This is a genomic window from Sporosarcina sp. NCCP-2222, from assembly GCF_023168145.1.
Lineage (GTDB): Bacteria > Bacillota > Bacilli > Bacillales_A > Planococcaceae > Sporosarcina.
The window spans coordinates 74,358-99,279 of record NZ_BQYK01000009.1 but is presented as its reverse complement, the minus strand read 5'-3'; the positions used below and the strand labels follow the sequence as shown (position 1 = coordinate 99,279).

Here is a 24,922-nt window from a genome sequence, read left to right as displayed (position 1 = left end):
TAGGAAGGCTAGAATTTTCCAGTTATTCACTAGAATAATTAGAAAAAAGTTTTTCGAGTGTATGGTAAGAATCTGGATCTATTGATTTACCAAAAGGATAAGAAAGCAACGAGCTATTGATTTCCTGGAAAGGTATCTATATGATAGAAATAATTGAATAAAACTATTATGGTTCTTTGCATGCATTGCAAAGATTAAAAAGGAATCAGGTGAAAATCCTGAACGGTCCGGCCACTGTAAATGGAAAGCGATTTCAAGAAACCACTGGTGAATAACTGGGAAGGTTGAAAAAGCGTTTGTATCCATAAGTCAGGAGACTTGCCACAATAGGAATGCGTTATACCTTCCGGAGAAAGGTTGCATTATGTATGCTACATATGGACTGTACCTATTTATACATAAGCTCTGCCTCTTTCTGGAGGTATGGGCTTTTTTTCATGACTACATAAGAGGAAGGGTGTAAAAGCGTTGAGAAATTTGCATAAGCAACTCTTTTCTGTGCTAATGAGTCTGCTTCTAGTATTCTCGATCATTCTGCCAGGTGTCCAAGCGGCAGAAATGGAGAACAATGATGAAGTAGTACTTGAAAACGTAAATACAGTAGAAGGACAAGGAGATCTAAGTCCTGAAGCTGGCTCATTGCCAAGTGAAGAGATATCAGATGAACAAACAGATCAGATAATTGTTGAAGAGGAAAAAGGGGAGCAGTCGACCCTGCCTAAGCAGACCATCCCTGTAAAGGTCCGCATTGAAAGCTATGATAAGACCATTTTACCGACAACTGAAATAGACGTTGCTCCGTATGATATTACACACGCAGTTGGGGATAACGGTATTGGCAATTGGTATGTAGAAAACGATGAGACACTTGCAATCCACGCCATTGTTAAAGCATTGGAAGACAATGGATTTGATGTCTCGGACAAGCAAAATTTCGATTTTGGCCAAGGGAATTTCATTACGAATATTAACGGTTTGGAAATGAACTCCGTTAATCCTTATTACGATGGATGGATGTACTTTGTGAATAATGAATATGCCCCGGTTGGCGTAGGGCAGTTCGAGTTGCAAGCAAATGATGAGGTTACAATGTTCTTTACGACCGACTACACGACTTTGAACTATGCTTGGTTCGACCAATCAACAGTTGAGGTCGCAGCAAACGAAGACTTTATCTTAAAGTTGCAGTCTGCCGGAACTGTTGATAACGCTGTAATACTAGTCAATGACCAACCCCTTTTGGTCAGCGGGGAAGAAGTTCTTACAGATGAACAAGGCGCTGCGAAATTACGTTTTACCGAACCGGGTGAATATCATGTTTCTGCGAAACGTATGGACGGGGCGTTCAGCAATATTTCACGTCCTTACAGCAAGGTTGTTGTTACTCCAGGAAGCGAACCGACACCAGAGCCAGACCAAAATACTGGAACTGAACAAGAGACAAAGCCAGACGTAAAGCCTGTACCGGAAGAAAGTAAAGTGGACTCGGTTCTCTCAAATCTATTTGAGTTCTACCGTAACGGTCGAAATAATAAAGACTTTTTTCCATGGGGCATTCCCGAGTTAAGCTGGACGGAAATTGTAGGATTGCAAGCTGTAGGTTTTGGTGATGCATCTGCCAAGCTGCCTGACTGGATCGAAACAGATCCAGGGCTCAAGCCTGATGAAAGGGACACACTGCACATCCGTTATATCTTTGCCATGCTCGCGATGGGTAAGGATCCATCGAAAGCCTGGGATGCTAAAAGGAATCTTTTTGCAGAATTAGCGGCCCAACAAAATCCGGATACTGGCGCAATCGGTGCGGTGAATAAACATATGTGGGCCATGCATGCGCTGGATACAGGTGAAAAGTTAGGATATGACGTGGGGAATTGGAATGCTGAGGCGAAAAGCAAAGCATTGAAGTATCTTCTTAGTCAGGAAAAACAAGGTGGCGGGTTTGCTTTTTCTGGAAGTACGGCCGATCCTGATATGACCGGCATGGCACTTTTAACGCTTGTTAATTATCAAGATGATAGTGCAGCTGCAGCTGCTATTGAGCGTTCTAAGCATGTATTGCGCCAAAAACAGCTTGATACCGCTGGTTGGGGTTCCTTTGGATCCGAAAACTCCAATAGCATTGCTACAGTCATTTCGGGTCTAGTTGCACTCGGTGAAGATCCCCTTTCAGATAATTGGAAGAAGGGCGATCTGACTCCACTTGATGCATTGCAAAGTTTTCAATTAGAGAACGGAGCATTTACCTATACACTAGGAAAATATGCATCAACCAACATGATGGCAACTGAACAATCACTAATTGCTTTACAAGAAATTAAAACGGGAAAATCAGCCTGGCACCAATTTGCACCAGCTAACACTCCTGGGCCTGAACCGGAAAAACCGGCGGATCCTGACATAGAAGCGTCTTTTGATGTTAAAGATTTAACAGAGTTTACGTTGCCGCAAAGAGAAAATGACAATGTAAAAAAACCGATCATCCTGGAAACAAAAATAAATAAACTTCCTAAAATCACCGCGGAGCGTGCAGGTGCAAAACTGGAGATTCCAGGTGGTACAGAAATTACTTCTTCAGATTGGAACCAACAATTACAAGTACCAACTAAGAAAGATACAACATTAGAAGAGCGAAATAAGATTGCTCAAGCATTACAAGGAAGCCTCCTTAACGGTGTGTCGGCACACATCAAAGTAGGTGGAGACGAGAGCATTACTTTTGATCGCCATGTCACGCTTCGTTTTGCAGGCCTTGGAGATAAAGAAGCGGGTTTTATTGATGCAAGCGGGAAATTCACTCTGCTGCCGAAAGTAAATAATAGTTCCTACAATGCGTATGCCTATAAAGACCAAAATGACCTTGTCATTAAAACAAAGCATTTCACGGATTTTCTTGTATTTGACACCATCCGTGAAGCACCGGTTGATCCAGAAACGCCGGAAAATCCAACAAATCCTACACCACCGATAACACCAAGTACGAAAACCATCCTGTTTTCTGTTGAAAAAAGAACGATGGGACAGGGAGATATTATTGCACCGTCCCGGGTGAATATTCAAGATGGTGATACGGCTTACACAGTTCTGCTTCGAGTTGCGTCGGAACAAGGAATCTCCATTGATGCAACGGGTGTCGGTCCAACAGTATACGTCAAGGCCATCGACGGTCTGGGCGAATTTGACGGGGGACCAAAAAGCGGATGGATGTACTCTGTCAACGGGGAGTTCCCGCAGTATAGTGCTGGAATTTATGAGCTAACTGACGGCGACAATTTACGCTGGCAGTATACGAAAAACTTAGGGGAAGACCTAGGAAACGTATGGAATCCGAACGATAAGCCTAATGAACCAGAAAAGCCAGGGGACTCACAAAAACCAGGTGACACTGGAAAGCCAGGTGACAGTGTAAAACCTGGAGAAACTAACCCGATACCTCCGGTTAGTACAGAAGTCGCTGTGAAAATTGATACGGCAATTAAGGAAATCCAGCAAAAACTACTGCGAGATGGTGTACAAAGCGAATGGGAAGCAATCGGGCTTTATAAATCCGGACTACAAGTTCCATCTAGTTATCTAGAAAAATTCCGTGAAACGCTGAACGACCAAGTAATCAGCAAGTCGGGCAAAGGTCGCGTGAAGATTACGGATGTAGAGCGTCTCGTCATGGCCGCGAACGTACTAGGTATTGATCCAGCGAATTCGGACGGCAAAGGATTTAATTTGCTAGAGAAGATTTACAATAGCGAGTTAAGAACAACAGGTGAAGACAGCTTAACGTTCCAAGGGAATAATGGTGTGATCTTCGCTCTAATTGCTCTGGATTCGATGAATCATGACGTGCCGGAAAATGCAAAATGGAATCGCGACAAGCTGGTAAAAGAGTTGCTGAAGACACAAAAGCCAGATGGCTCATGGAGCTTGGAAGCAACAACTAAAGGTTCGACAAGCATTGACATTACAGCAATGGCATTGACTGCTTTAGCGCCATATAACAATCAACAAGAGGTACGGCAGGCAATCGACAAAGCAGTTCAGTATTTGTCTAATGCACAAGGATCATCAGGCGGTTTCCAAGAATCGTTTGTCGGAGGTGTTTCGAGTGAAGCGACCGCTCAAGTGATTATTGGATTAACGGCAAATGGCATTGATCCGAGAAGTCAGGCATTCACGAAGAACAACACGAATTTGATCGACCACTTGTTACGTTTTAAGGCTAGTGACGGTGGATTCAAGCATCTGAACGATGACCAAAGTTCAAATGGCATCGCGACGGAACAAGCGTTGCAAGCACTCGTCGCTTTCGACTTATACGTCAATGGTAAAGGAGCATTGTACCACTTTGCGGAGAATGGCGTAAAACCGGATCCTACGCCAACTCCGGAACCAACACCGACTCCTTCACAATTTAAGGACACAGTTGGTCACTGGGCTGCGGACTATATTCAACAAGCTGTGGAACAAGGATTGGTAAAAGGCTATGAAGATGGTTCGTTCAAACCGAATCATTCATTGACTCGGGCGCAGGCTGTTTCCATTTTAGTACGAGCACTGGAATTGGAGTCGGACAAAAAGAATCCATTTACGGATACACAAAATTATGCGAAGGAAACGCAATCGGAAATAGCGGCTGCGTACCACCATGGGTTAATTAAACTACAAGACGGCAAGTTCAGACCATCCGAGAAAGTGACACGGTCTCAAATGGCATTGCTATTCTACCGAGCTTATGAAATTCAACATGGCAAGAAGTATAAAGGACAAGTGGACGCACCATTTGTGGATATGAAAAATTACGATGCGGAAGCAAAAGAGGCTGTAAATATGTTATATGCCTTGCAAATGGCATCCGGAGAAAACGGTAAATATATGCCGGGCGCTTCCACTACCCGTGCGCAAGCGACAAAAATGCTCATTGAATACTTGAATACAAAATAATGAAACGATCTTGCATTCGAATGGATGCAAGATCGTCTTTTTAAGGAGGTAATGAAGTGTATTGGAGGAAAATAAGTAATATTTTTCTTGTGGTTCTTTTAACTATTGTACTCTCGGCATGCGGATCTTCTCTGCAAAAACCGACTGGACTGGAAGACGAAGAAATTCAGCTGACAGAAGATGATCCGGTTAGCGAAGAGCAAACGGATAGACAGGAGGAAGAACAGAATAAGCCGGAGAAAAACGGAATAACGGACCTGGAAGAGCCGGTAGAGGATATTGCTCTAGAGAAGACTACCGAAACAAAACTAGATTCAGAAAAATCGAGTGCAAGCAACAAGGATTCCGGAAACAAAGCAGTGGCAGAAAAAAAGCCTGCTAAGACTGAAAAAACTGCAGTTGATCCATCGAAGGCTACGCCGGCGGCTCCAGCCAAGCCATCAGAAAAACACAATGAAAAACCATTAACTAAGCCTTCAGATAAACCAACAACGAAACCAGCAGAAAAACCCGTGACACAACAACAAAATACTAAGCCATCTGTAGAAAGCCCATCAACACCTGAAACCAGCAAAGTCGTTTACTCGATAGTGATCTCTTCCAGTGAAGTGCCACTGCCACCGACCGAGATGGAAATCGAAGAGGGGGATACAGTACTGGATGCTCTAATCGCCATAACAAAAAAGCATAAAGTGCAGATGGACTATCGGGGTGGACAGGGAGCGACGGCCTATATAGAAGGAATTGCTAATGTGTATGAATTTGATAGAGGACAAGGTAGCGGCTGGATGTATCGTGTGAACGGGATTTTTCCGGATCGCGGGGCGGGCGTAATTAAATTACAAGATGGCGACCGAGTCGAATGGCTGTATACGACCAATTTGGGCGTTGACTTGAATGCCGATTTAAAGCCATTTCGCAAGTAAAGAAAGAGGGATTGCTGATGGGGAATGGAATACAATCAATTCACCCTTTCGTCATGTTTTTCTATTATCTATTCGTAGGTTTCTATGCAATGTTTTTTAATCATCCGGTATTTTTGCTAGTAGGCTGCTTCGCGTTGGTAGCGGTCAATTTGACGCATGATCGGGGCAGCTCGATGAAGCAATGGCTGCCGATGATGGTCGGGATGACGCTTCTCATTATTTTGGTAAATCCCTTTATTAATTCACGAGGGACCCATGTGTTTTTTTATTTTCGCGGCAAACAAGTGACACTCGAAGCGACATTATACGGAGTGGTTACTTCGATGTCGTTGCTCATGATCCTTTTGCTCTTTATTTCGTTAAATCTCGTGTTGAATGGCAATAAAATCTTATACATTTTCTCAAGAATATTGCCGAAAACCGCCTTTTTAATTATGTTATCAATTCGATTTGTTCCTTTATTAAAGAGACGGTTGACGGAAATACAAGACGTTCAGCGGCTGAAAGGGAGGACGATCCGACAAGGTTCCATTCGAAATCGTGCAAAGAGCGGCATGGCCATCATGCAGATTTTACTGGCCTGGTCACTGGAAGAGGCGATTGAAACCGCAGATTCCATGAAAGCAAGAGGATATGGAACAGGTAAAAGAAGTCCCTATAATCCATTCCGTCTTACAAAAGTGGACAGACAATGGCTTGTATATCTGTTCGTGTTATTTATCATTAGTGTCATTGGCGGGTTACTAGGTTATGGAAAAATCATCATCTACCCGAAGCTTGGCACACTTCATCTATATTCGCTCGACTGGGTTGTGTTTGCTAGCAGTATGGCAATCATCTTATTTCCAGTGTTCGTAGAAGGGAGAGAGCAGCTGAAATGGAAGTATTCCGCTTGAATGAAGTGTCGTTTTCTTTTCCCGAGGAAGAGCAAATTGTACTGCAAGACATTAGTGTAACAATAAATGAAGGAGAATTTGTCATCATTGGAGGTGCCAGTGGGAGCGGGAAAACGACACTTTTGAAACTGTTAAAAAAAGAGTTGCGTCCGACAGGCGACCTCAAAGGCGACATTGTTTTTAGAGGGAAGCCGGTGGAGGAGTGGGATGGGAAACGTTTGATTGAGCAGATCGGATATGTGTTTCAAGATCCTGACAATCAAATTGTCATGGATGAAGTGATGCAGGAAATCGTTTTTGGACTAGAGAACCTAGGATACTCCAATTTTGAAATGCGCAAGCGAGTAGCCGAAATGGTACATTTTTTCGGGGTGGAAGATCTTTTGCGTGCCAAACCATCTGAACTGTCGGGCGGTCAAAAACAACTATTAAACTTGTTGTCTGTTTTGCTTATGAAGCCGCGTGTTTTATTGCTGGACGAACCGACATCCCAGCTTGACCCGGTTGCGGCGAAAGAGCTTATTTTAATGCTAGAACGTTTAAACAAAGAAACAGGTATGACCATTGTGTTAGTCGAACATCGAATGGAAGAACTGTATGCCATGGCAGATAGAGTGTTGTTTCTGGAGAAGGGACGCGTACTATATAACAGCACCAGCAGGGAAGTGATAGCTAGGGTTTATCAAGACGAAACCAAACAGTTGCTGGCGTATTTGCCTTCGTTTTCCCGGTTGTATATGGAATTTGAATCAAATCCAATTCTAGACTCCATTCCGCTGACTGTCAAAGAGTGCAAGCAATGGATTGGCCAAGATGCGAAAGAACAGGCGGTTCAGCCAACAGTACCGGGCAAGGCAGAATCAAGTCCGTTTTTATTGCAGATGGAAGACGTATATTATCGATACAAGATAGATGCCCCGATCGTTTTAAAGAATTTTCATTTAACCATCCGAAAGGGTGAATTTTTTTCGTTAGTAGGTGGGAATGGCAGTGGAAAAACGACAGCATTACGGGCAGGATTAGGAAGTATAAAACCACAGCGCGGGAAAATATGGTTCGAAGGACGAGAGATTGGAAAAATGAAAGATTCCGAGTGGCTCGGTAAAATAGCCTATTTACCGCAAAATCCGCGCACCTATTTTTTGCAGCAAACCATTGAAGAAGAAATGCTGATCAACCATGCCCATTTAAAAGCGGAAGAAGCAGAAAGAAGAATGAATGATTTGCTGGAGACCTTCGGAATTACCCATTTGCGGTCAAGACATCCGTATGATTGTTCTGGAGGAGAAATGCAGAAAGCGGCTCTTGCTTGTATGTTAATGTCAGAGCCTGACCTCTTATTCATGGATGAACCAACAAAGGGGATGGACCCAATTTCCAAACAGCAACTGGGGGAACTGTTGACGCATTTGCAGAAGCAAGGGCTAACAATATTCATGGTCACACATGACATCGGCTTCACGGCTCACTTCGCAAATCGCTGTGCCATGATGTTCGATGGCGAAATTGCAGCCGACGGAACCCCGAATGAGCTGTTCAAAGGCAATTACTTCTACACGACAGCAATCAATCGAGCGACGCGTGAAACGAGGCAAGCGGAAGTACTAACGTATGAGGAGGCAGTTGCAATATGGAACGTTCACGAAACTATTTAGTTGCAATTTCAATTGTGCTGCTCCTTTTACTAGTCGTATCCATCGTTTTTTTTCATTACAAGGCCTACCTACTAGTAAGCCTCATTATGATTGCATGTATTACCATTCCATTCTTCGTTCGCTTTGAATGGAGAGAAGTCGCCGGACGTGAAATCGTCTTACTCGCCATGCTTGCAGCCATAGCAGCTGTAGGACGAGTTCCATTCGCGGGTTTGCCAAGTGTCCAGCCTACATCATTCATCATCATCATGGCAGGATTAGTCTTTGGAGCTGAATCAGGATTTCTCGTTGGAGCCGCAGCGGCCCTCGTTTCAAACTTTTTTCTCGGGCAAGGTCCCTGGACCCCTTGGCAAATGTACGCCTGGGGCATGATGGGAGTATCTGCAGGACTATTGCGCAATGCATGGTGGATGAAGTCCATTTGGGGGAAGTGTATATTTGGTTTCGTATGGGGCTATTTATTCGGCTGGTTCATGAATATGTGGATTATTGTCAGTAATGTAGAAGCGCTATCCTGGGAGTATTTCCTCGGTATCTATGTATCCAGCATCTACTTTGACCTAGCACATGGACTATCCAATGTATTCTTTCTTGCAGTTTTCAGTGCAAGCTGGATTAAAATATTGCAACGCGTTCAGCGGAAATATGGATTGCTTGTATAACGGAAGGTAGAGAAAGTAGTAAGCAAACCGCTCAGCAGAAGGACTCTGCTGAGCTTATTCACTATTCTGCGCATACCAATACTGCCCCAACCGTCACTAATAATCAGAAAAACGTATCCACAACCAGTTTTACGACGAAGCACGACAAAATAGCATTCAAACCAACAAAACTAGAAGCAGACCAATCGCAGTAGCTGACAGGATATTCTGATTTCATCCCGTATACTGATGGTACAAGCTTAATAGTGAAGGAAACGTTGAAGTGCAACCCGCATCTGGGCACCTGGGTTGCATGGAGTGAGTGGTGCAACCGGCCTGATTGTATTTGGATTTTTTCCAAGTACCATTGGGCTCTTTATGTTTGGCTGAAAATATTTTAGTTGAGGTGATAGTGCTATGAGAGTAGTCATTGTGGATGATCATCCAGTTGTCCGAAGAGGAATGGCAGCGGTCTTGGGGCAGCTGGAAGCATTCGAGGTGGTTGGGGAAGCTTCTAATGGGAAGGAAGCGATCATGAAAATTGCTGACACACAGCCGGATTTAGCGATTATTGATCTGATTTTAGGAATGGAGTCAGGACTAGATCTCATTGCAAAAGTCCGACAGCAAGGTGCTTGTTGCCAGTTCATTGCCCTGACAGCTACTCCGGACAAAGAAAGCTTTAAAAAGGCGAAAGAATTAGGGGTTTCCAGTTATATTTCCAAGGAAGCATTGCCGGAAGAGTTGGTACATGCTTTACAGATGATAGGCAAGGGACGAACTTATTATGATTCTCGTATTTTGGAACAAATGGTCGGCGTTCCAACAGAGCGAGTTTCTATGATCAATGTACTGACGCCTAAGGAGACAGAAGTTCTGATTGAACTGGGGAAAGGGCTTTCCAATAAAGAAATCTCCCAGATGCTATATATTACGGAGTACACGGTGAAAAAACATGTTAGCCAAGTGTTAGGCAAGTTAAATTTGGCCGATCGGACTCAAGCTGCTTTGTTTGCAAATGCGACGGGGCTCGTCCGTTATGTTGTGAATTAAGGAATTCCTCTTATAACTTATCTTTTAGAAGCGAGACTGCTATTTCAGATACTGAATAGCAGTCTCGCTTTTTACTTTTGAGTGGTTAGCGCTATGAGCCTTTTGTAATAATCTTTCCCCTTATTTAGTAGTTCATTTCAAAGCCTTCATGAGTACAAGATAAATTAGTTGTAAGGGACTGTTTCTTGCGGAAAAAGTAATCATTTCTAACATAGTTGGTTCTAAAGTTTACTTATCTTTCACTAAAGTAGAAGAAGAAGTAGAGAAAGTGTTATGGAAAAGTATTCCTGAGAGTGAGGAAGTCCTTCTATATTCGTCCTATACTAAAAATAGTTCCAAGCACACAAGTAGGGGCTGATAATAACTAGTTGGAGGAGATCTTATCTATGCCAGATTATTTCTAAAGAGGTGTACTCCATGAAAAAGAAGTTCGTTATTTTGCTTTCAATTATTTTTCTTGCAAGCGCTGGAACAATTTACGCAAATACCAACTCAGCTCAGATGCTTTCAGACTGGTACGAGAAAGCATTCAAAGAAAAGAGCGAAAGAGTAGGAGCTGAAACCGCGACTGCGTTGATCCGGATGCTTAGTGAAAATCGCATGTTTGTAATGGAACTGAATATGGTCTTGGAAACGGCAATTGCCATGCAACGTGACAGGGCGACTGGGGACACAACGACTGGTATTGAAGATTACAAGGATGCCCTGATCAAAGACCTTAACGCAACAAGAGATGAACTAAGCAATGAAACTTTGGAAGAATACGTAACAAACCGGAATATCGAGGAAGAAATCCAACTGGAATTCGAATCGATTCTCCAAGAAGTATTAAGCGAGTGAGCAAATGTTTTACCAAATAAAACGGATGAAAAAGGAGACAGTTACATGTTGAAAAAAGCAAAAGGGAAAGTAATCGCGGGAACATTGGTAGTAGGACTTGTAGCAGGCGGAGGAGCAGTACTCGGAGCAACAGACGCAGGAGCGAATCTAAAGGCTTGGTATGATGCGCAGTTCGGCAAGGCGAGTAACAAGATAACAGAAGAAGTAGGTAGCTATGGTAATAGCAAAATTGAAGGCTTGACTGCAGAATATAATGGTTTAAAAGCAGACGCGACCTCCAAGATTAATAGTAGAGGTGAGTTTGTTGGAGACGTCACCAAGAAAAGTGTTCAAGAGCAAAGCGAAAAACATATTGATGCGATAAAGGAACAAAAAGCACATATTGAAACATATTTAAGCGGCCAATTTGATAGCCTCGCCCAATTTGCCAATGGATTAATTGAGCAGTCCGGAAAGGATGCTTTGGCATTTGCGGAGAGTGATTTAAAACAACATGCAGGAGATGCAGGTAAAGTGGCGGGAGAAAAGATGGAAGCTGATGTTAAAGCGTCCACGGCAGCTGCTCTGAAGGATTTGGAAGATACAATCAGATGGGCAAAAGAGGATCTTCAAGCAAAATTGGATAAGGAAACAGATCTAACAATTGAAGAAATCAAAGCTATGATTGATAAGAAAATTGTGGAACTCAGAGTCAAGGTAACAGCGTTAAACGATGCCTTTGTGAAAGAGCAAGAAAGACAACTAACAATGACTAGCAAAAAGCTTCTACTTGAGGCGCAGGCGCAATTAGATGCATTAGTCAACGGAATCAACAAGTAAGCACCAAACGAGGGACCTTCTATGAAGAGGGTCCTTCTTGGGTATGAAAGGGAAGAGGAAAGTGAAAAAGCCAAACGAAACCCTGAAAAAAGTACTTTTACTACTAGCTGTCCTCCTAGTTACCGTAGCACTAGGAGGTGGGATGAATAAAGTATGGGCCAATCAGGACATTCAGAGTCTACTGACCAACTGGTTCCATGGGAAAAAGACCGAATCCATTCAGCAGCTTGAGCATGCGATCACTAGTGAAAAAGAGCTGCTAATGGAAGAGTTGAGAGTGGCCTTACAGGATGAGATGAAAAAAGCGGAGGAAGAACTGGCTCGATACACAGAAGAAGAGACAGCGAAGCGGGTGAAGGAACTTCAAGATTACGCGGCGGGTCTAATGGCGAATATACAGATTGACACAACAGCAAAAAAAGCTGAGATTTCATCTGATCTTGACGCAACCCTTGCGCAAGCGATGGAACAGTTGAGTGGATCCGCTGGCGTGTGCACACCGACTACAACACCATCGACGCCAATTCCAACAGTTCCAAAACCGGGAGAGGGCCAAGAAGGAAATCCAGGTGACATGGAGGAAGCAACTGAGCCAGAAACAGAACCAACTGAAACAGATCCTTCGGACGATGCGAAACAAGAAGAAGAGCAGCCTGAGGACGGATCTACTAATGGGACAGACGAAAAGCAAGAGGTTGTTGAAACGGAAGCTCCATCTTTGCGTCCAGAGGAAGAAGCAGAAACTCTGCCATCAATGGAAGAGACAGATTCGATTATTGAAATTAATGTAAGATGACTGATATTTAACTAAAAAGCAAACGATAGAAAACCGTGCAACCCTGAGGGTTAACGCGGTTTTCTTTGTTTCTGTATGGAAGATTGAACAACCAGTACGAAATGAAGCAGGACCAGGCATGTGACTGCGCCGGCTGTATCTAAAAGAACGTCATAGCCCGAAGCGGTTCTTCCACCTGTTAACGACTGGTGAAACTCATCCGCTATGGCAATAAACGCCGTGGCGAGGAGCGCAAAGAGAGTTCGGAATCGAGAAGACGGGAGAGCAAAATAAACACCAATCGCTAAAAGTCCGAACGTAAAGAAGTGGGCTGCTTTTCGCACTAGAAACTCGACAAAGTAATAATAGCCTCGCTCCTCGATGGAGACAATTCTGCCCCAATATGGGATTTGCAGATGAGACAATAAGCCTTCCAGTGGTTTATTTGGAAGCCATTGTTTCAGGGTGGGAACGATGGTTTGCTGCTCATACGATTGACCGGATGATAAAAAGAGGAGTAAGAGGATCGCTAAAACGAATAAATATTTTTTCATAAGGTGACTGTACCATATTTGAATATGTTTTTGAAATTCTACATGTAAGACTTGACATTGAAGTATGGCAAGGACGATCAGCCGCATTGGGATTTGGAAGCCCGTCATTCAAAAGGAATCTTAGATTCATAATGAAAAGTCCCTAATCTATTCCAATTGGGTCCATTTATTTAGTTCAATTTTCATGGTATATTATGATTGGAAGGATAACTGGATTGATTTACATATTGTTACACATTGAGTGACCGTTTATCTATTGATAACAGATGTGTCTTCATTTTCTTGATATTCATTAATTAAAAGGAGAGGAAATTATGAACCGAAGTAGATTAATACCCACTGTGATTTTTATATTCAGCTTACTAGCACTTGGATTTCTGGCGCCATCAACGACAGTGGCGGCAAATATGCTGGATAACTACAAAAAGGAAGAACAAAAGTTGCTAACAGAGCAACGTAAACTGTCCCAACAGTTAGAACAAGATCAATCCAAGCTCGATTCGTTACTGCGAGAAAGCAAGACGATTTCGCTAGACACGCAAAAAGTGCGTGTAGAACTGGACGCGGTACAAACAAAATTGACAGACCAAAGAAAACAAGTATCTTCACTGAATCTGAAAATTAAAGAGTATAGAAAAAAGAACAAGGCGTTAGCAAGTGGAACGAAACAGCAAAGAGCAAAATACCAAAGGGAACTAGCTACCCTGCAAACAGACTATAAAAAATTGCAAGCGAAAGTAGAATCACTTGTAAAAGAAAGAGAACGAATTAACCAGCGATACACTGCAATTAAAAAGAAACTAGAACAAAATCGAAATGCCATTGCCAAGTCTCGTAATAGTCTTACTACCAATAAAGGAAGAGTCGGGCAGATTGCGTCGAATCTTTCAAAATTGAAGAATCAAATTCTCACGGAAGAAGCATTGATTGCCAGTAAACTTCCCGCTGGATCTAAACCATCCAACTCTCAAGATACTTCAAATGCAAGGGAACCTGAGCTGACAGGGGATGCACCTGTATCATCTGGGTCACAAGTGAAAGACAACTATGCAATTGATGCAGCAACGTTGACGGAGAAAGAAAAAGAACTCGCTAAGTTGATAAATGACTATCGTATCTCACTAGGTCTTAAACCTTTACCGATCTCCAAATCATTGACCACGGTGGCGCGCACTCATGTAGTGGACTCAAATCAATACGCTCCAGAAAAAAACGTGGATGTTCGGGGAGTGAAATGTAACCTACACAGCTGGTCCAGCAATGGGAAGTGGAGTGATGTGTGTTATACGCCGGATCATGAGTACGCGAAACGCATGTGGGACAAGCCAAGAGAACTAACGAGCTATCCGGGAAATGGCTATGAAATTTCAGTTTATTATAGTGCAGAAATGAGCCCTTCCGTCGCCCTTAAAGCATGGCAGGGATCGTCTGGGCATAATAATGTTATCATTGGTGATGGGGCGTGGTCCAATTTATCGACGATGGGTATCGGGATTCATGGGAACTATGCACACGTTTGGTTTGGAAAAGAATCAGACCCTGCTGGGGAGATAAAATAAATAGGGGAGTAGAGGCCATTCAAAATTGTAGAAAATAATGAAATATACAATACTAACTTGGTTGGCAAAAGCTCTAAATATTTTCCGAGATAGTAGTTGAGATTAGTAGTGAAGCCAAGCCGATATCGTTAGTCTAGCAACGTTAAAATAAAGAAGAGTCTTTTCACAAGGAAAAAGGGATTACCACGGGCGTGTTCTGCAAAAGCACGCCCGTTGATAATTCCTCGATCGAAACGTTCCACTCCTCCATGGGGTCTATCGCACTGCAAATACGCTGGTTCACTGTTTAGAGGGTGTTTTAATATTCTCTCAAAAATGACAGTTACAGCTCTAATGGCAGGGAATATTTAAGACCTTCAAATTACACCAAACAACCGCTCCCACTCTCATCCCTCTCAAGCGCCTGCAAATCAATCCCTTTTTCCTTATACAGACTGCGTACTTCAAGAAGTCCGCTAAATGCTAACCTCGACCAGGCTACCATATTAATCCGTGTGGCGAACAGAAGTGGATTGCCTCCTGAACGTATAGCTGCGTCGGTTCCGTCCAGCAAGCAAAGGGTGCCGTGCCCGACGAGGAGCATCCGACGTAGTTCGGGTTTGCTGCCAATCGGTATGGATTCTTTCCAGCTTCTCTTATGATAAAACTTGCTTTTGAGTGCCCATGCAAGACGGATGGCTAATTCGTTGAAGAGGACGGGAATCGCCATGGTGATTCCGAAACGGGCATCGTAGCCCGATTCGAAAACAGCGGTTGAAAACTCCGCGAATGTTTTACTTTGGCCGTTTACTTGGATCGAGCCGAAATCGCATAACTGGAATAGCGAGTAGAAGGGAATCGGAATGCCGGCACCGCGCCTTCCGTCCATATGTCCTCTCGTGCCGCTGGAGCCTGCAATGTCTGACATAAGGTGGCCCAGCCAGTTGGCAAATCCGCAGTATAGCTTGGCGATAAAGTTTCCGCCTCTCAGTTCAAAAGCATCTGATCCTTCGATTGGCTGAAGGCGAATGATACGGCCATCAGCTATGAAGCTGGTCTTTCCGGTGAATTGGTCCAGAATGGAGAAAAAGAGTCCGATGATGTCTGGCGAGTGACCCAACGATTTTAGATGGTGGTCGCTCGGCCGCATGTTCAGTGTTGCATCCCCCATATGTAAGTCCGTTGCATACCGAGCATCGTAGTTCACTTTAAATTTTCGTTCCAAAAATCCGATTGCTTGGGCTATATTTTCAGGTTCCGTCCGAAGCTGCGCACCGCCGTTTTTATCGGAACGCCAGACGGTTTTCGCAAACTTTACAACGACGTTATCCACTTGCTGATCGGTCCAGTTTCCTAGTTTGCTGTCCCCTGGCATACCTACGAAAAAGCTGTCAATCAAACCCGCGACTGCCCCACAAGAAGCGGCGAGGATATAGTCGTATTTATCACAATTAGGGGAAGCCATTTTATAATCTTCTCGGATTTGGCGGGTAAGTTCAGCTTTTTCCTTTGTGCTTAACAACTGATCGAATGGATCTAGTCGTGTATCAATTCCACGAGTAGCCGCAAAGCCTTCCATCTTATCGAGAAAGTCCTTCCACGCATCATGATCCGTAGTGTTTACAGTATCGAGTCGTTCATAGCTGTCCCAATTCAATTCAGCAAATTCAGGAGTCATTCCAAGCTCAAAAGATTGCCCATTCGCCAGTAGTTCAGCTCTTAGCAGTAAATCGTCTAATGCGTCACTTTGCGCATTTTGCAATTCGCCCAGCTGTTGCAAATCGGTTTGAATCTGTCCGACGACCTGCACAGCCTGATCCGTCATATGTTTTTGCACGAGCAGCACTTTTGCGCTTTCGTCGATTGCTTTTGAAGATAAACGTTTGTTTTTCATAGGATCACCTAAATAAGTTTTTCGCTTTTGTCGTAGCGGATGCAAATACAGCTTGTGTTACTTTGTTGTATTCAATTTCCGTAAAGCAATTATGCAGGCTTTCCACATCTGAGAGTGTAAGGCCTTCCCGTAACGTGAATTCAGGTTTTACATTGGCTTGTTCATTGTCTTGGGCGACAGGCAGTGCTACATAACAAGAAAGGATGAATTGGCGGACTTTCTCAAGTGTCGGCTTGTTTGTTAAGCCCATGAGCCGGTCCATATCTAGTTTTGCGGGTAACTTTGTAATGACCTGTTCGATTTGAGACATATTTTGCTTTTCAGCGCTCATCTGAGCTCCTCTGCTTAACATGTCCAACAGTTTGGAAAGCTTCTGGATCTTCTCGGAATTCTCATTGCCTTTTTTCATTTCTACCATTAATTGCTGTGTGATCGCGTTAATGTCTTCGATTAAAAAGGAAAGCGATTTTTGCGAATTGCGGATAATGGCCTGCAGCATGAATTCCCGCTGTTTATTGTTCTCTAAATCACCGATGCCGCTCACTTTCTTTAATCCGTGATAGGTGCCTACTCCTATTAAGACAAGTGCCCCGATTCCAGTGAACATGCTGGAGAAACCAAGAAGTCCCCCCATCCCCATAGCGGCCAGGCCAGACGTGATGCCCGCCGCACTTAATCCAACAACGGACCCGGAAAAATAGATAGCCGCCATCGGCACCCCTACGGCCACAGCTTTAGCGGACAGATCTTTCATTGCCTTTTTGATTTGGTTATCATTTTTACGATGCTTCAAAATATCTTCGTCGTTTTGGATGGCGGCGATAATCAATTCGATTTCTTCAGTAGTAATACAAAGCGAACGGGCTAGCTCAGTTAAAAACTGGTTTTGAGACCACTCCTGGATGTTATGCTGTGTGCCAAATATGTAGAGGATATCTTTAAATAAAGACTTGCTTAAAATCTCGAAACTGCCTTCTTCAACAGAATCTTTTAGTGTCGTAAGCAATGCTTCGGTAGATATCATATTTTCCGCATGACTCAAATAACTTCTGATTTCCAGCCTTCTCGATGAACTGAGTTCGATTCGGGAAAGAAGGGAGATGATTTCGGTGTACTCATAAACATCGATGGTTTGATCATCTGAATAGGCAAAGTTTGCGACGATTTTAATGTAATTCACCTTAATCTCCTCGGTCATCTCGGAGAGAGGCGTAATCTGTGATGTGTTCACAAAGTCTTTTCCGTTTTCCGCCTCTGCCAATATGCCATTAATCAGTTCCGCAAAGCCTTGCAAGTTAACATTTAGTAAAAGGGATGTTAAGTCGTGGGTAGTTCCATCATTCATGATCGCTTCCACTTGTTCTACACGCTTCAATTTGCCAAAGCTTCCCGCCTTTTCAAAAGTAGAATAGGAAACGGACTCAATCGAGGCGTATTCCAATTTAAGAGGTTTCTCAAAAGAGGTCTTCAAGTAAACTGCATCTCCTAAAAATAAGCAGCCTTCTTTTCCGGAAGAAAGGATAGACGTGTCCTGCAATGCAACGACGTATTCCAAATTTACGTCTTGAGCATAAGAAGTAATAGCACCGTTTAATTTCTTATCCGGAATCGATGGCGCTGTATACGTACTATTTCCTAAGAGATCGATATGCTCTTTAATATATTTTTGTATAGACATTTGGTCCTCCTGCAGATTGAGATTAATGATTCGTCTTAATTATACAGCTACAAGTTTTTTAGCGGTGACTATAACCAGTTGGTTGCCTCTAACTAACATACAGTTTTCTTATGGTCGGAATCGAACAATTAAAATTAATATAGAAACCACTTGGCCAAACGTAGCAACCAAGTGGTTATAATCAAATAAATCAAAACACCCATCATTCTCCAAGCTTATAAAGCCGATTATACTCCTCATGCGAAACGGCCAAGTAAACGGACCGATCAGGGCCAATCAACAAGTTACTGTCGACTTCTTCTGCTGCATTCGGAAGTGTATATTTCTGCAACAAGCGGCCGTCGCCTGTGAAACTGATGATGGTATCAGCGGAATTGTAAAGTTTCCATACGCTGTACAAAGTGCCGTTTGCATCAGCCGTGAGTGCCGCTTTGCCGAAGTCGTCCGTGTTTTCGTATGTCCAAGCAGTCTGTCCGTTTGTATGAAGCGCTGCGATTTTATTATGGCCGGCTACATACAGCAATTCATTCGAGCCCACTATGACTGTTGACAAGGTGGTTGGGTCGACAGCATTGCTCCGCCACTTTTCCTTGCCTTCAGGAGTAATGGCGACAATTCCACCGCTTGAGATGTGATCATCTGCTTCCAGCGCAAAATAGGTAGCTGCGATATAAACCGTGCCATCCGGGCCGAGGGATAAGGTGCCGTCGTATGCTTTTGTTTGAGTTACCCATTTCGTTGTGCCGTTTGGTGCGAGGGCAAACAGGTTGCCGGAGCGTCCAAGCATATAGATCGTTCCGTTTTCCGCAACAACGGGATAGCGGCTGGCGGAGGATTGTGAGTCTGCGTCGACCGCGCGACTCCATGCTTCTTTTCCGTCGGGCTGGATAGCTGCAACCTTCACTCCTAACCCGATCGATGGCGTGTAGGTAGCGATGATGCGCCCTTCGTTATCGAGTGTGAGCGAGCCATTAACACCTAATTTCTTCTCCCATTTTATCTTTCCACTAGGAGAGAATGCGAATACTGCCACGTCGCCATACGCGTAAATTGTTCCGTCTTTCCCGATGACGGGGGATGCTTTTCCTGATCCGATCGTGCGCTCCCATAGCAGTTTTCCGTTTGGATCAATGGCGTACAGCTTGCCAGCCGCGCTCGGGTCGTATAAAAATCCTTCTCGCACATACAGTGTGCCATCTCGTCCGATGACTGGAGAGTGGGTCAAAGTGAACAGCGAACCTGGTGCCCGGTCATAGTCAAATGAAATATGCCACGCTTCTTTGAATTTCGCCGGTCCGCTGAATCGAGACAAGCGGTTCCAGGCAGTCGCGGTGGGTTGTACGGCTGTTGTGTCAAAGCTGTTCGCGAATCCAGTACCTGATCGGAATGGAGGCACGTTGAGCGGTTTAGAATCTGTTGCTACTTCGTCCTTTTCAGTCCGGTCTACAGGTTTGGAGATGCCTAGATTGGACAGCCGTTGGAAGAAGGCGGCTGCATGGGCGCGCGTAATCGTACCAGTCGGATCGTATTGGTCAAGATTTGTACCTTTCCCGGTGCGTCCGGTTGTGATGCCCTGTTCATACATCCAGTCCACGACCTCCGCCAGATTGCCATCTACTACGCCATTGAGATTTCCCAATATCTCCGCGTACAGGCCGCGAGTGGCGGGTTCGTTCCGTTTTTGAATGGATTGATAGCCTTTTAGAGGCAGCCCATATTCTTCCGCTGCGGCATAGTAAGGATCTGACCAATGCTTTTGATTGGTAGCCGGCACTTCATCATTCAAAAAATAGCGGAAGGTAATCGCGACAAGCTGCGCTTCCGTCAATTTAGTATTCGGCTTGTATGTGCCATCCGCATAGCCCTTTACAAGCCCGTTGGCATGGGCCCACATAATGGCGTCGGAAGCCCAGTGGGAAGCGGAAACATCTTTGAAAGGTGCTGTTTGCGCTTCCGCGGTTGCCGCTGTGAATAAAAAAGGGATGAGCAATAAAACCAGAATTCTTCTTAATTTCAAGGGGTCCTCCTCCTTGTGAATAAAAATACATACATAATGTAACATGGTTTATAGGGAGGAATCCTCTGTTGATTTCATTATTATTAATTACTTAGTTCTATAATTTTATACCGTTAATGGTTATATAGCCCCTTAGACTTTTGGTGAAGCGACAGTATAATTAGCATATGAAAATACGAAGGAGGCACACCACTTGAAAGGAAGGATCGCAGGGATGATCGCAATCGCCTTGTTAATCGGCGGTTGTGGGAAAGAGACATCTGAGAATGAAATAGCAACGAAGCAATCCGTTGAGAAAGTGGAAGCAGCAGTCACCGAAAGCGGGGACATGATGAATGAGGCAGACTTATACACGGAAGGGACGGTCTTGCCGGCACGCTTAGTTTGGGAAAGCGAATCGCATTTGTTCAATACAAATCAAGACATGCTGTTTAGTGACAGCAAAGAGGAAGACGGCAAGAATTATCTGCTGGACGAAGTAACCGATGGCGAGTCGAAAATCACTTCATTGACAGTGGATGGCGAATGGGTGTACTACATGAAGGGCGATGTGCTCTGGAAAGTGAAGCGCAACGGACAGGAGAAACAGGAATTGCGGATTGAAGATGGAAAAGAGCATCTCATCATGACATACCTGGCGTATCAAGACCATTTATATTTCATCAGCAAAGAACGATTTGCAGACAATGCCTCGGCAGATGTCCTCATGCGCATGGATGGAAATGGTGGGAAGCTCACGACGCTTTTTGATGATGCAGCAGAGAGTATTATCAATGACATCTACGTACGCGATGGAAAGCTTTATTTCACGACAACACAGCTGAAAGGCTCATCCTATGTCACCTTCCTCCATACGATCGATGAAGAAACAGGAGAGCTGGCGACTGTTATGGAAGTGAGCGAGCTAACTTCCTATCAAATCATCGGGGACTGGGTGTATTATATCGAAAACGAACGGTTGTTCAAACGAAAACTGAACAGTACGAAAAAAGTTCAGTTGCTGGAGGACCCTGTTGTAAACTTCATTGTGTACGATAACCGCATGATTCTGCAGCAACCACAAGGCGTATACATAATGGCAGGTTCGAAAACACTCGACGGTATGCCGATTACGGCGGTCGAGGCAAAGGCGGCATTTATGAGTCCACATTCAACAGGGGTAAATTATTTACAGCTAAATGGCGATCGTTTTGACCTGTATGGTATTGACTATGAAGACACGGTCGAACCGGAAACAGATGTCGCATGGGATGAGTCAGCGTATGATGATTTCCACGCCCAGCTCTATGGTATCTATGAAGAATTGCTGGCGAGACGTGATCCATTTACTATTGCTGAGATGGAGGAAGAGGAATCAACCCGCTTGACGGGCGGCGATAACTACTTCGTCAATGGTCATATCCTTGGGGCGACCAAGACGCTGCTATTTGGCGTAACGAACTTGGATGAAGAATCGCTCCGCAGTATTAGCGTAGATGAAAATGCCATGAGAAAACTTGCTTCTTATGCAGCATCCTTCATCAAACCAGACCAGCCAAACGGCGGATATGGAAGCTATCGGGTGAATGCAGTCGATGAGAATATGATTCATGTCGAGCAGGGGGATGTCGAGGCGGATATTACTTTCAAGCGAATCGGGGATACGTATTATTTTGAAAAAATGACAGGGACGAAATTGATGGTCGTTCCACCTAAATGACCAACAAAGGACTTCATCTGTTTGATAGATGAAGTCCTTTGTTATGAATAAAAATACATTCGTTACTACTAGAATTTCTCTAAGAGATATGCTGATCCATTTAGAAACAATGTTGATTTTCTTTTAGCAAAAAGTCTCCGATTACTGGCTTAACCAGTATCTATTAATCCTTCTTAACTTCCAACAACCTCCAGAGAATCACAGCTGTTTCGCCGCGGGTGATGTTGCGTTTTGGCTGGAAGGTTCCATCTTCGAGGCCGTTCATCAAGCCGGCGGCTGATACTTTAGCGACGGCGTTTTTCGCGTATCCGCTTATGCGTTTCTCGTCTTTGAATTTCTTCTTGGACGCATCTTCTTGAATCAGCTCCGGATTCTTCGCTTCCAGAGCGCGGACTAGCATCGTTGCCATTTGCTGACGGGTGATCATGGCGTCCGGATCGAAGTTGCCGTCCGGTTTGCCGTGTACGATCCCTGCGCGTCTTGCCGCTTCGATATGCTGGGCAGCTGCTTTTTTGGATGCGGGCACATCTGTAAAGTCTCCCTTCACGTCCTCGAGTTGCAATTGGAATGCGGTGGAAAGCCATACTGTGAATTCCTCCCGTGTCAGTTTCGCACTCGGCGCAAACCGGGTTTCACTTATACCACTTGTCACGAGGCGGGATGATAAGGAATGGATTTCGTACTTAGCCCAATGTTTGCTCGTATCCTTGAAAGCTGGCTGTTTGCTCATGACGGTCACACGAGTTGCTTCGGTGGCAGGGAAGATCCAGTAGCCATCCTTTTTATAGCCACCCGCATAGACCCATTTGCCATTCACATATGCGGCACCTGTCGTATATCCTTTCTTCACTTCTTTTGTCAGCTTCAGTTTCACGCCGATTGGCGATGCAATCTTCTTGCCATCTATCTTCATGCTGACATCTACTGTATCTGCATAGCGAACTGCCTGCTTATCAATCTCCTCATCTTCAATAACCGCAATCTCCACAGTCATTTCGTTTCCTTTGCTGGAAGAGAACACGCTAGCTGGAACGGTTACCGAATGGCCTGCGTTTGTTTGGAACACGACTGGCTTTTTCGAATTCTTTATTGTTTTAAGGATATCTGCAGATAAAACCCAAGCCGTATCTCCCTCATTCTTCGCTTGCAAAATCACTTGCTTTTCGTTTAGGTCTAGCATATCGACTGTCACTTGAATCTGTTTATCCTCGCCAGATGGGTCCTGCTTGTTGTCGTCCGGCTTAGCTGGCACTTTATCATTACCTGGCGGTCCCGGTTTCACTGGAATATACGGCTTGTCAGGTTTTCCTGGCTTGTTCGGCTTGCCGTCATTTCCTGGCTGCTGAACAGGCGGTGTCTCTTCCTCGACAGGCGGCTTCGGCTTGCTTGGCTGCCCATTTCCTCCAGCGGTCACAAACGCCCAGACTGCTGAACGGGTTTGTCCGCCGAAACCATCAGAGGCGGTGACGTACCAGCCGTGCTTCTTCGCAGGGGCTAGGTCATTCCATGTTGTTTCCGCAACGCCGGCATGTGCCACGTTTTTCTGTTCGCCGAGTTTCGTATCGGTGAAGATCTCGACCTCAAAGAAATCTGTCGCCACTAGTTTTTCTTGTGGCGCAAGGTCCAAGTCAATCGTAAACTCGTCTTTCCCCGGGTACTCTTCGGTGCTGTAGTAATTGTACTTCTCCAAATACGGGGAGTACGTTTGGACATGGATTTTATTCTCGACGGGATTCACTTTCAATAGGCGCATGAAGCCTTGGCCGCCTTCAGGTCCGCCTTGGTAGTCGGCGAGCATTTGATAGACTTTCCGGTCCGGAACACCATCTCCATCATCGTCAATCGGATCGATTAGTAGTTCGCTGTCATGGTAATGGCCGCAAAGTACAGCTACAACGTTCGGATTGTGCAAGATGACTTCGTTGTAGATTTTGTCGCCGATAGGGCTACGGTTTCCAGAAACGAGCAAGTATTCATGGAACGATAGGAATGCCGTGCGGTTCGGGTGCTCCGCCAATATTTGGTTCATCCAGGCGATGTCCTCGTCATCCACGCCCCAGCCCATATACAGCATGATGTAGTCGTTGCCGTTCACGCTGATCAAATCGTAGTGGCCGCGGTTGTTTTTGTAGGATTCCCCATAGGTAGGCTGGTCTTTGAAACGCTTCTCTCCAAAATATTCGCCGTACTTGTTATAGTCGCCTGTCTTATGGCCAACATCGTGGTTCCCGGCAAGCACGCCATACGGGATGTTTGCGTTATCAAGTGTTTTCATGTATTCATCCGCGCGCGTCCATTGGATTTCCTGATCGACTTTGTCTACAAGGTCTCCTGTGTGGAATACATATTTGATATTCAAATCGTTCTGTTTTTCAGCTATCCATTTCGTCATGCGATCGTAAATATGCGGATAGCTTTCCGAGTAATACTGAGTGTCCGACATCCAGACGAAGGAATAGTCGAATTCCGGAGAGGCTGAGATCTCGTCTTGGATCATGACCTGAACTTTGCCATCAGTGATGTATGAATGGCCTTTCACCGTTCCGGTCAATTTGAAATTCCCATTGTCCTTCGCGATTTTCCAGTCCCGCAGCTCCCACTTATTCACTTGATTATTCCACGTATACATGGACACTTTTCTGCCAATCAATGACTTGCCTTCCCAGTTCAAGACGATTTCGTCGGTTTCATCTACTGAATCGCCGACTTCCACTTCAAACCGCTGGTACGGGAACTGGCTAGTGGATGACGTTTCATAATAGACGCCATCTGCTTTGGCCATTTTGTCTTTTTGCTTAACGATGGTTTCGCCGGCAGGGATCAGTTCATTTGGCGGCTCGACATCCGTGCTGTTTTCATACACTTTCACTTGTTCATCCGCCGCATTTATTTCATGCCCTTCATAGAAGCTGACGTCCATCGCATCTTCGGTTGGATCCGAGACACGGACTTTTAGAGACACGCTTGCTGGGTCGACATTTACTGCGCCATCTTTTGGCGTG

Annotated in this window: 16 protein-coding genes and 2 riboswitches; of the genes, 11 read left to right on the top strand and 5 right to left on the bottom strand. The window is 44.6% G+C overall.

The features are described 5' to 3' along the window. Window positions 1–152 precede the first annotated feature (152 nt). Window positions 153–340: riboswitch (cobalamin riboswitch) on the top strand. 128 nt (window positions 341–468) lie between these two features. The 9 genes from NCCP2222_RS17195 to NCCP2222_RS17155 all read left to right on the top strand — a co-directional run bounded on the left by NCCP2222_RS17195 (window position 469) and on the right by NCCP2222_RS17155 (window position 12,561). Beyond that, on the top strand, window positions 469–4,935 hold the full coding sequence (locus NCCP2222_RS17195) for an S-layer homology domain-containing protein (RefSeq protein ID WP_248513615.1): 4,467 nt from the start codon (window positions 469–471) through the stop codon (window positions 4,933–4,935). A gap of 56 nt (window positions 4,936–4,991) precedes the next feature. Then, window positions 4,992–5,861, top strand: a complete 870-nt coding sequence (locus NCCP2222_RS17190; protein WP_248513614.1) for a DUF4430 domain-containing protein — start codon at window positions 4,992–4,994, stop codon at window positions 5,859–5,861. Window positions 5,862–5,878: 17 nt separating this feature from the next. Further along, on the top strand, window positions 5,879–6,757 hold the full coding sequence (locus NCCP2222_RS17185) for an energy-coupling factor transporter transmembrane component T (RefSeq protein WP_248513613.1): 879 nt from the start codon (window positions 5,879–5,881) through the stop codon (window positions 6,755–6,757). After that, a complete protein-coding gene (locus NCCP2222_RS17180; RefSeq protein ID WP_248513612.1) occupies window positions 6,739–8,412 on the top strand; it encodes an ABC transporter ATP-binding protein in 1,674 nt (557 codons plus the stop codon). The genes NCCP2222_RS17185 and NCCP2222_RS17180 overlap by 19 nt, the downstream gene beginning before the upstream one ends. Continuing rightward, window positions 8,388–9,074: an ECF transporter S component gene (locus tag NCCP2222_RS17175; protein WP_248513611.1), complete on the top strand. Its 687-nt coding sequence runs from the start codon at window positions 8,388–8,390 to the stop codon at window positions 9,072–9,074. Before NCCP2222_RS17180 ends, NCCP2222_RS17175 begins: the two co-directional genes overlap by 25 nt. A gap of 241 nt (window positions 9,075–9,315) precedes the next feature. Then, window positions 9,316–9,398: riboswitch (cyclic di-GMP riboswitch) on the top strand. A gap of 72 nt (window positions 9,399–9,470) precedes the next feature. After that, window positions 9,471–10,106, top strand: coding sequence for a response regulator transcription factor (locus NCCP2222_RS17170; RefSeq protein ID WP_248513610.1), 636 nt, complete (start codon window positions 9,471–9,473; stop codon window positions 10,104–10,106). Window positions 10,107–10,523: 417 nt separating this feature from the next. After that, a complete protein-coding gene (locus tag NCCP2222_RS17165; RefSeq protein WP_248513609.1) occupies window positions 10,524–10,946 on the top strand; it encodes a hypothetical protein in 423 nt (140 codons plus the stop codon). A 45-nt stretch (window positions 10,947–10,991) separates the two neighbouring features. Next, window positions 10,992–11,765, top strand: coding sequence for a hypothetical protein (locus NCCP2222_RS17160; protein WP_248513608.1), 774 nt, complete (start codon window positions 10,992–10,994; stop codon window positions 11,763–11,765). A gap of 142 nt (window positions 11,766–11,907) precedes the next feature. Continuing rightward, complete coding sequence (locus NCCP2222_RS17155) at window positions 11,908–12,561, top strand: hypothetical protein (protein ID WP_248513607.1); 654 nt, start codon at window positions 11,908–11,910, stop codon at window positions 12,559–12,561. 50 nt (window positions 12,562–12,611) lie between these two features. Here the strand turns inward: NCCP2222_RS17155 and NCCP2222_RS17150 are convergent, their stop codons facing one another. Next, window positions 12,612–13,094, bottom strand: a complete 483-nt coding sequence (locus NCCP2222_RS17150; protein WP_248513606.1) for a VanZ family protein — start codon at window positions 13,092–13,094, stop codon at window positions 12,612–12,614. Window positions 13,095–13,408: 314 nt separating this feature from the next. On the opposite strand from NCCP2222_RS17150, the gene NCCP2222_RS17145 reads away from it, so the two are divergent. Then, on the top strand, window positions 13,409–14,653 hold the full coding sequence (locus NCCP2222_RS17145) for a CAP domain-containing protein (RefSeq protein ID WP_248513605.1): 1,245 nt from the start codon (window positions 13,409–13,411) through the stop codon (window positions 14,651–14,653). A 361-nt stretch (window positions 14,654–15,014) separates the two neighbouring features. Here NCCP2222_RS17145 and NCCP2222_RS17140 read toward each other — a convergent pair whose 3' ends face one another. The 3 genes from NCCP2222_RS17140 to NCCP2222_RS17130 form a co-directional block, all read right to left on the bottom strand. Further along, window positions 15,015–16,526 carry a hypothetical protein gene (locus NCCP2222_RS17140; RefSeq protein ID WP_248513604.1) on the bottom strand — a complete coding sequence of 504 codons (1,512 nt, stop codon included), beginning with the start codon at window positions 16,524–16,526 and terminating at the stop codon, window positions 15,015–15,017. A 4-nt stretch (window positions 16,527–16,530) separates the two neighbouring features. After that, on the bottom strand, window positions 16,531–18,204 hold the full coding sequence (locus NCCP2222_RS17135; protein ID WP_248513603.1) for a hypothetical protein: 1,674 nt from the start codon (window positions 18,202–18,204) through the stop codon (window positions 16,531–16,533). Window positions 18,205–18,406: 202 nt separating this feature from the next. Further along, window positions 18,407–20,221 (bottom strand): outer membrane protein assembly factor BamB family protein, encoded by a 1,815-nt coding sequence (locus NCCP2222_RS17130; protein ID WP_248513602.1) that lies wholly within the window; start codon window positions 20,219–20,221, stop codon window positions 18,407–18,409. A gap of 193 nt (window positions 20,222–20,414) precedes the next feature. Here NCCP2222_RS17130 and NCCP2222_RS17125 point away from each other — a divergent pair, with 193 nt between their 5' ends. Further along, window positions 20,415–21,920, top strand: a complete 1,506-nt coding sequence (locus NCCP2222_RS17125) for a DUF5050 domain-containing protein (RefSeq protein WP_248513601.1) — start codon at window positions 20,415–20,417, stop codon at window positions 21,918–21,920. A 163-nt stretch (window positions 21,921–22,083) separates the two neighbouring features. On the opposite strand, the gene NCCP2222_RS17120 is transcribed toward NCCP2222_RS17125, so the two are convergent. Beyond that, window positions 22,084–24,922, bottom strand: a 2,839-nt coding sequence (locus NCCP2222_RS17120) for an S-layer homology domain-containing protein (protein ID WP_248513600.1), incomplete at its 5' end; no start/stop codon positions are given.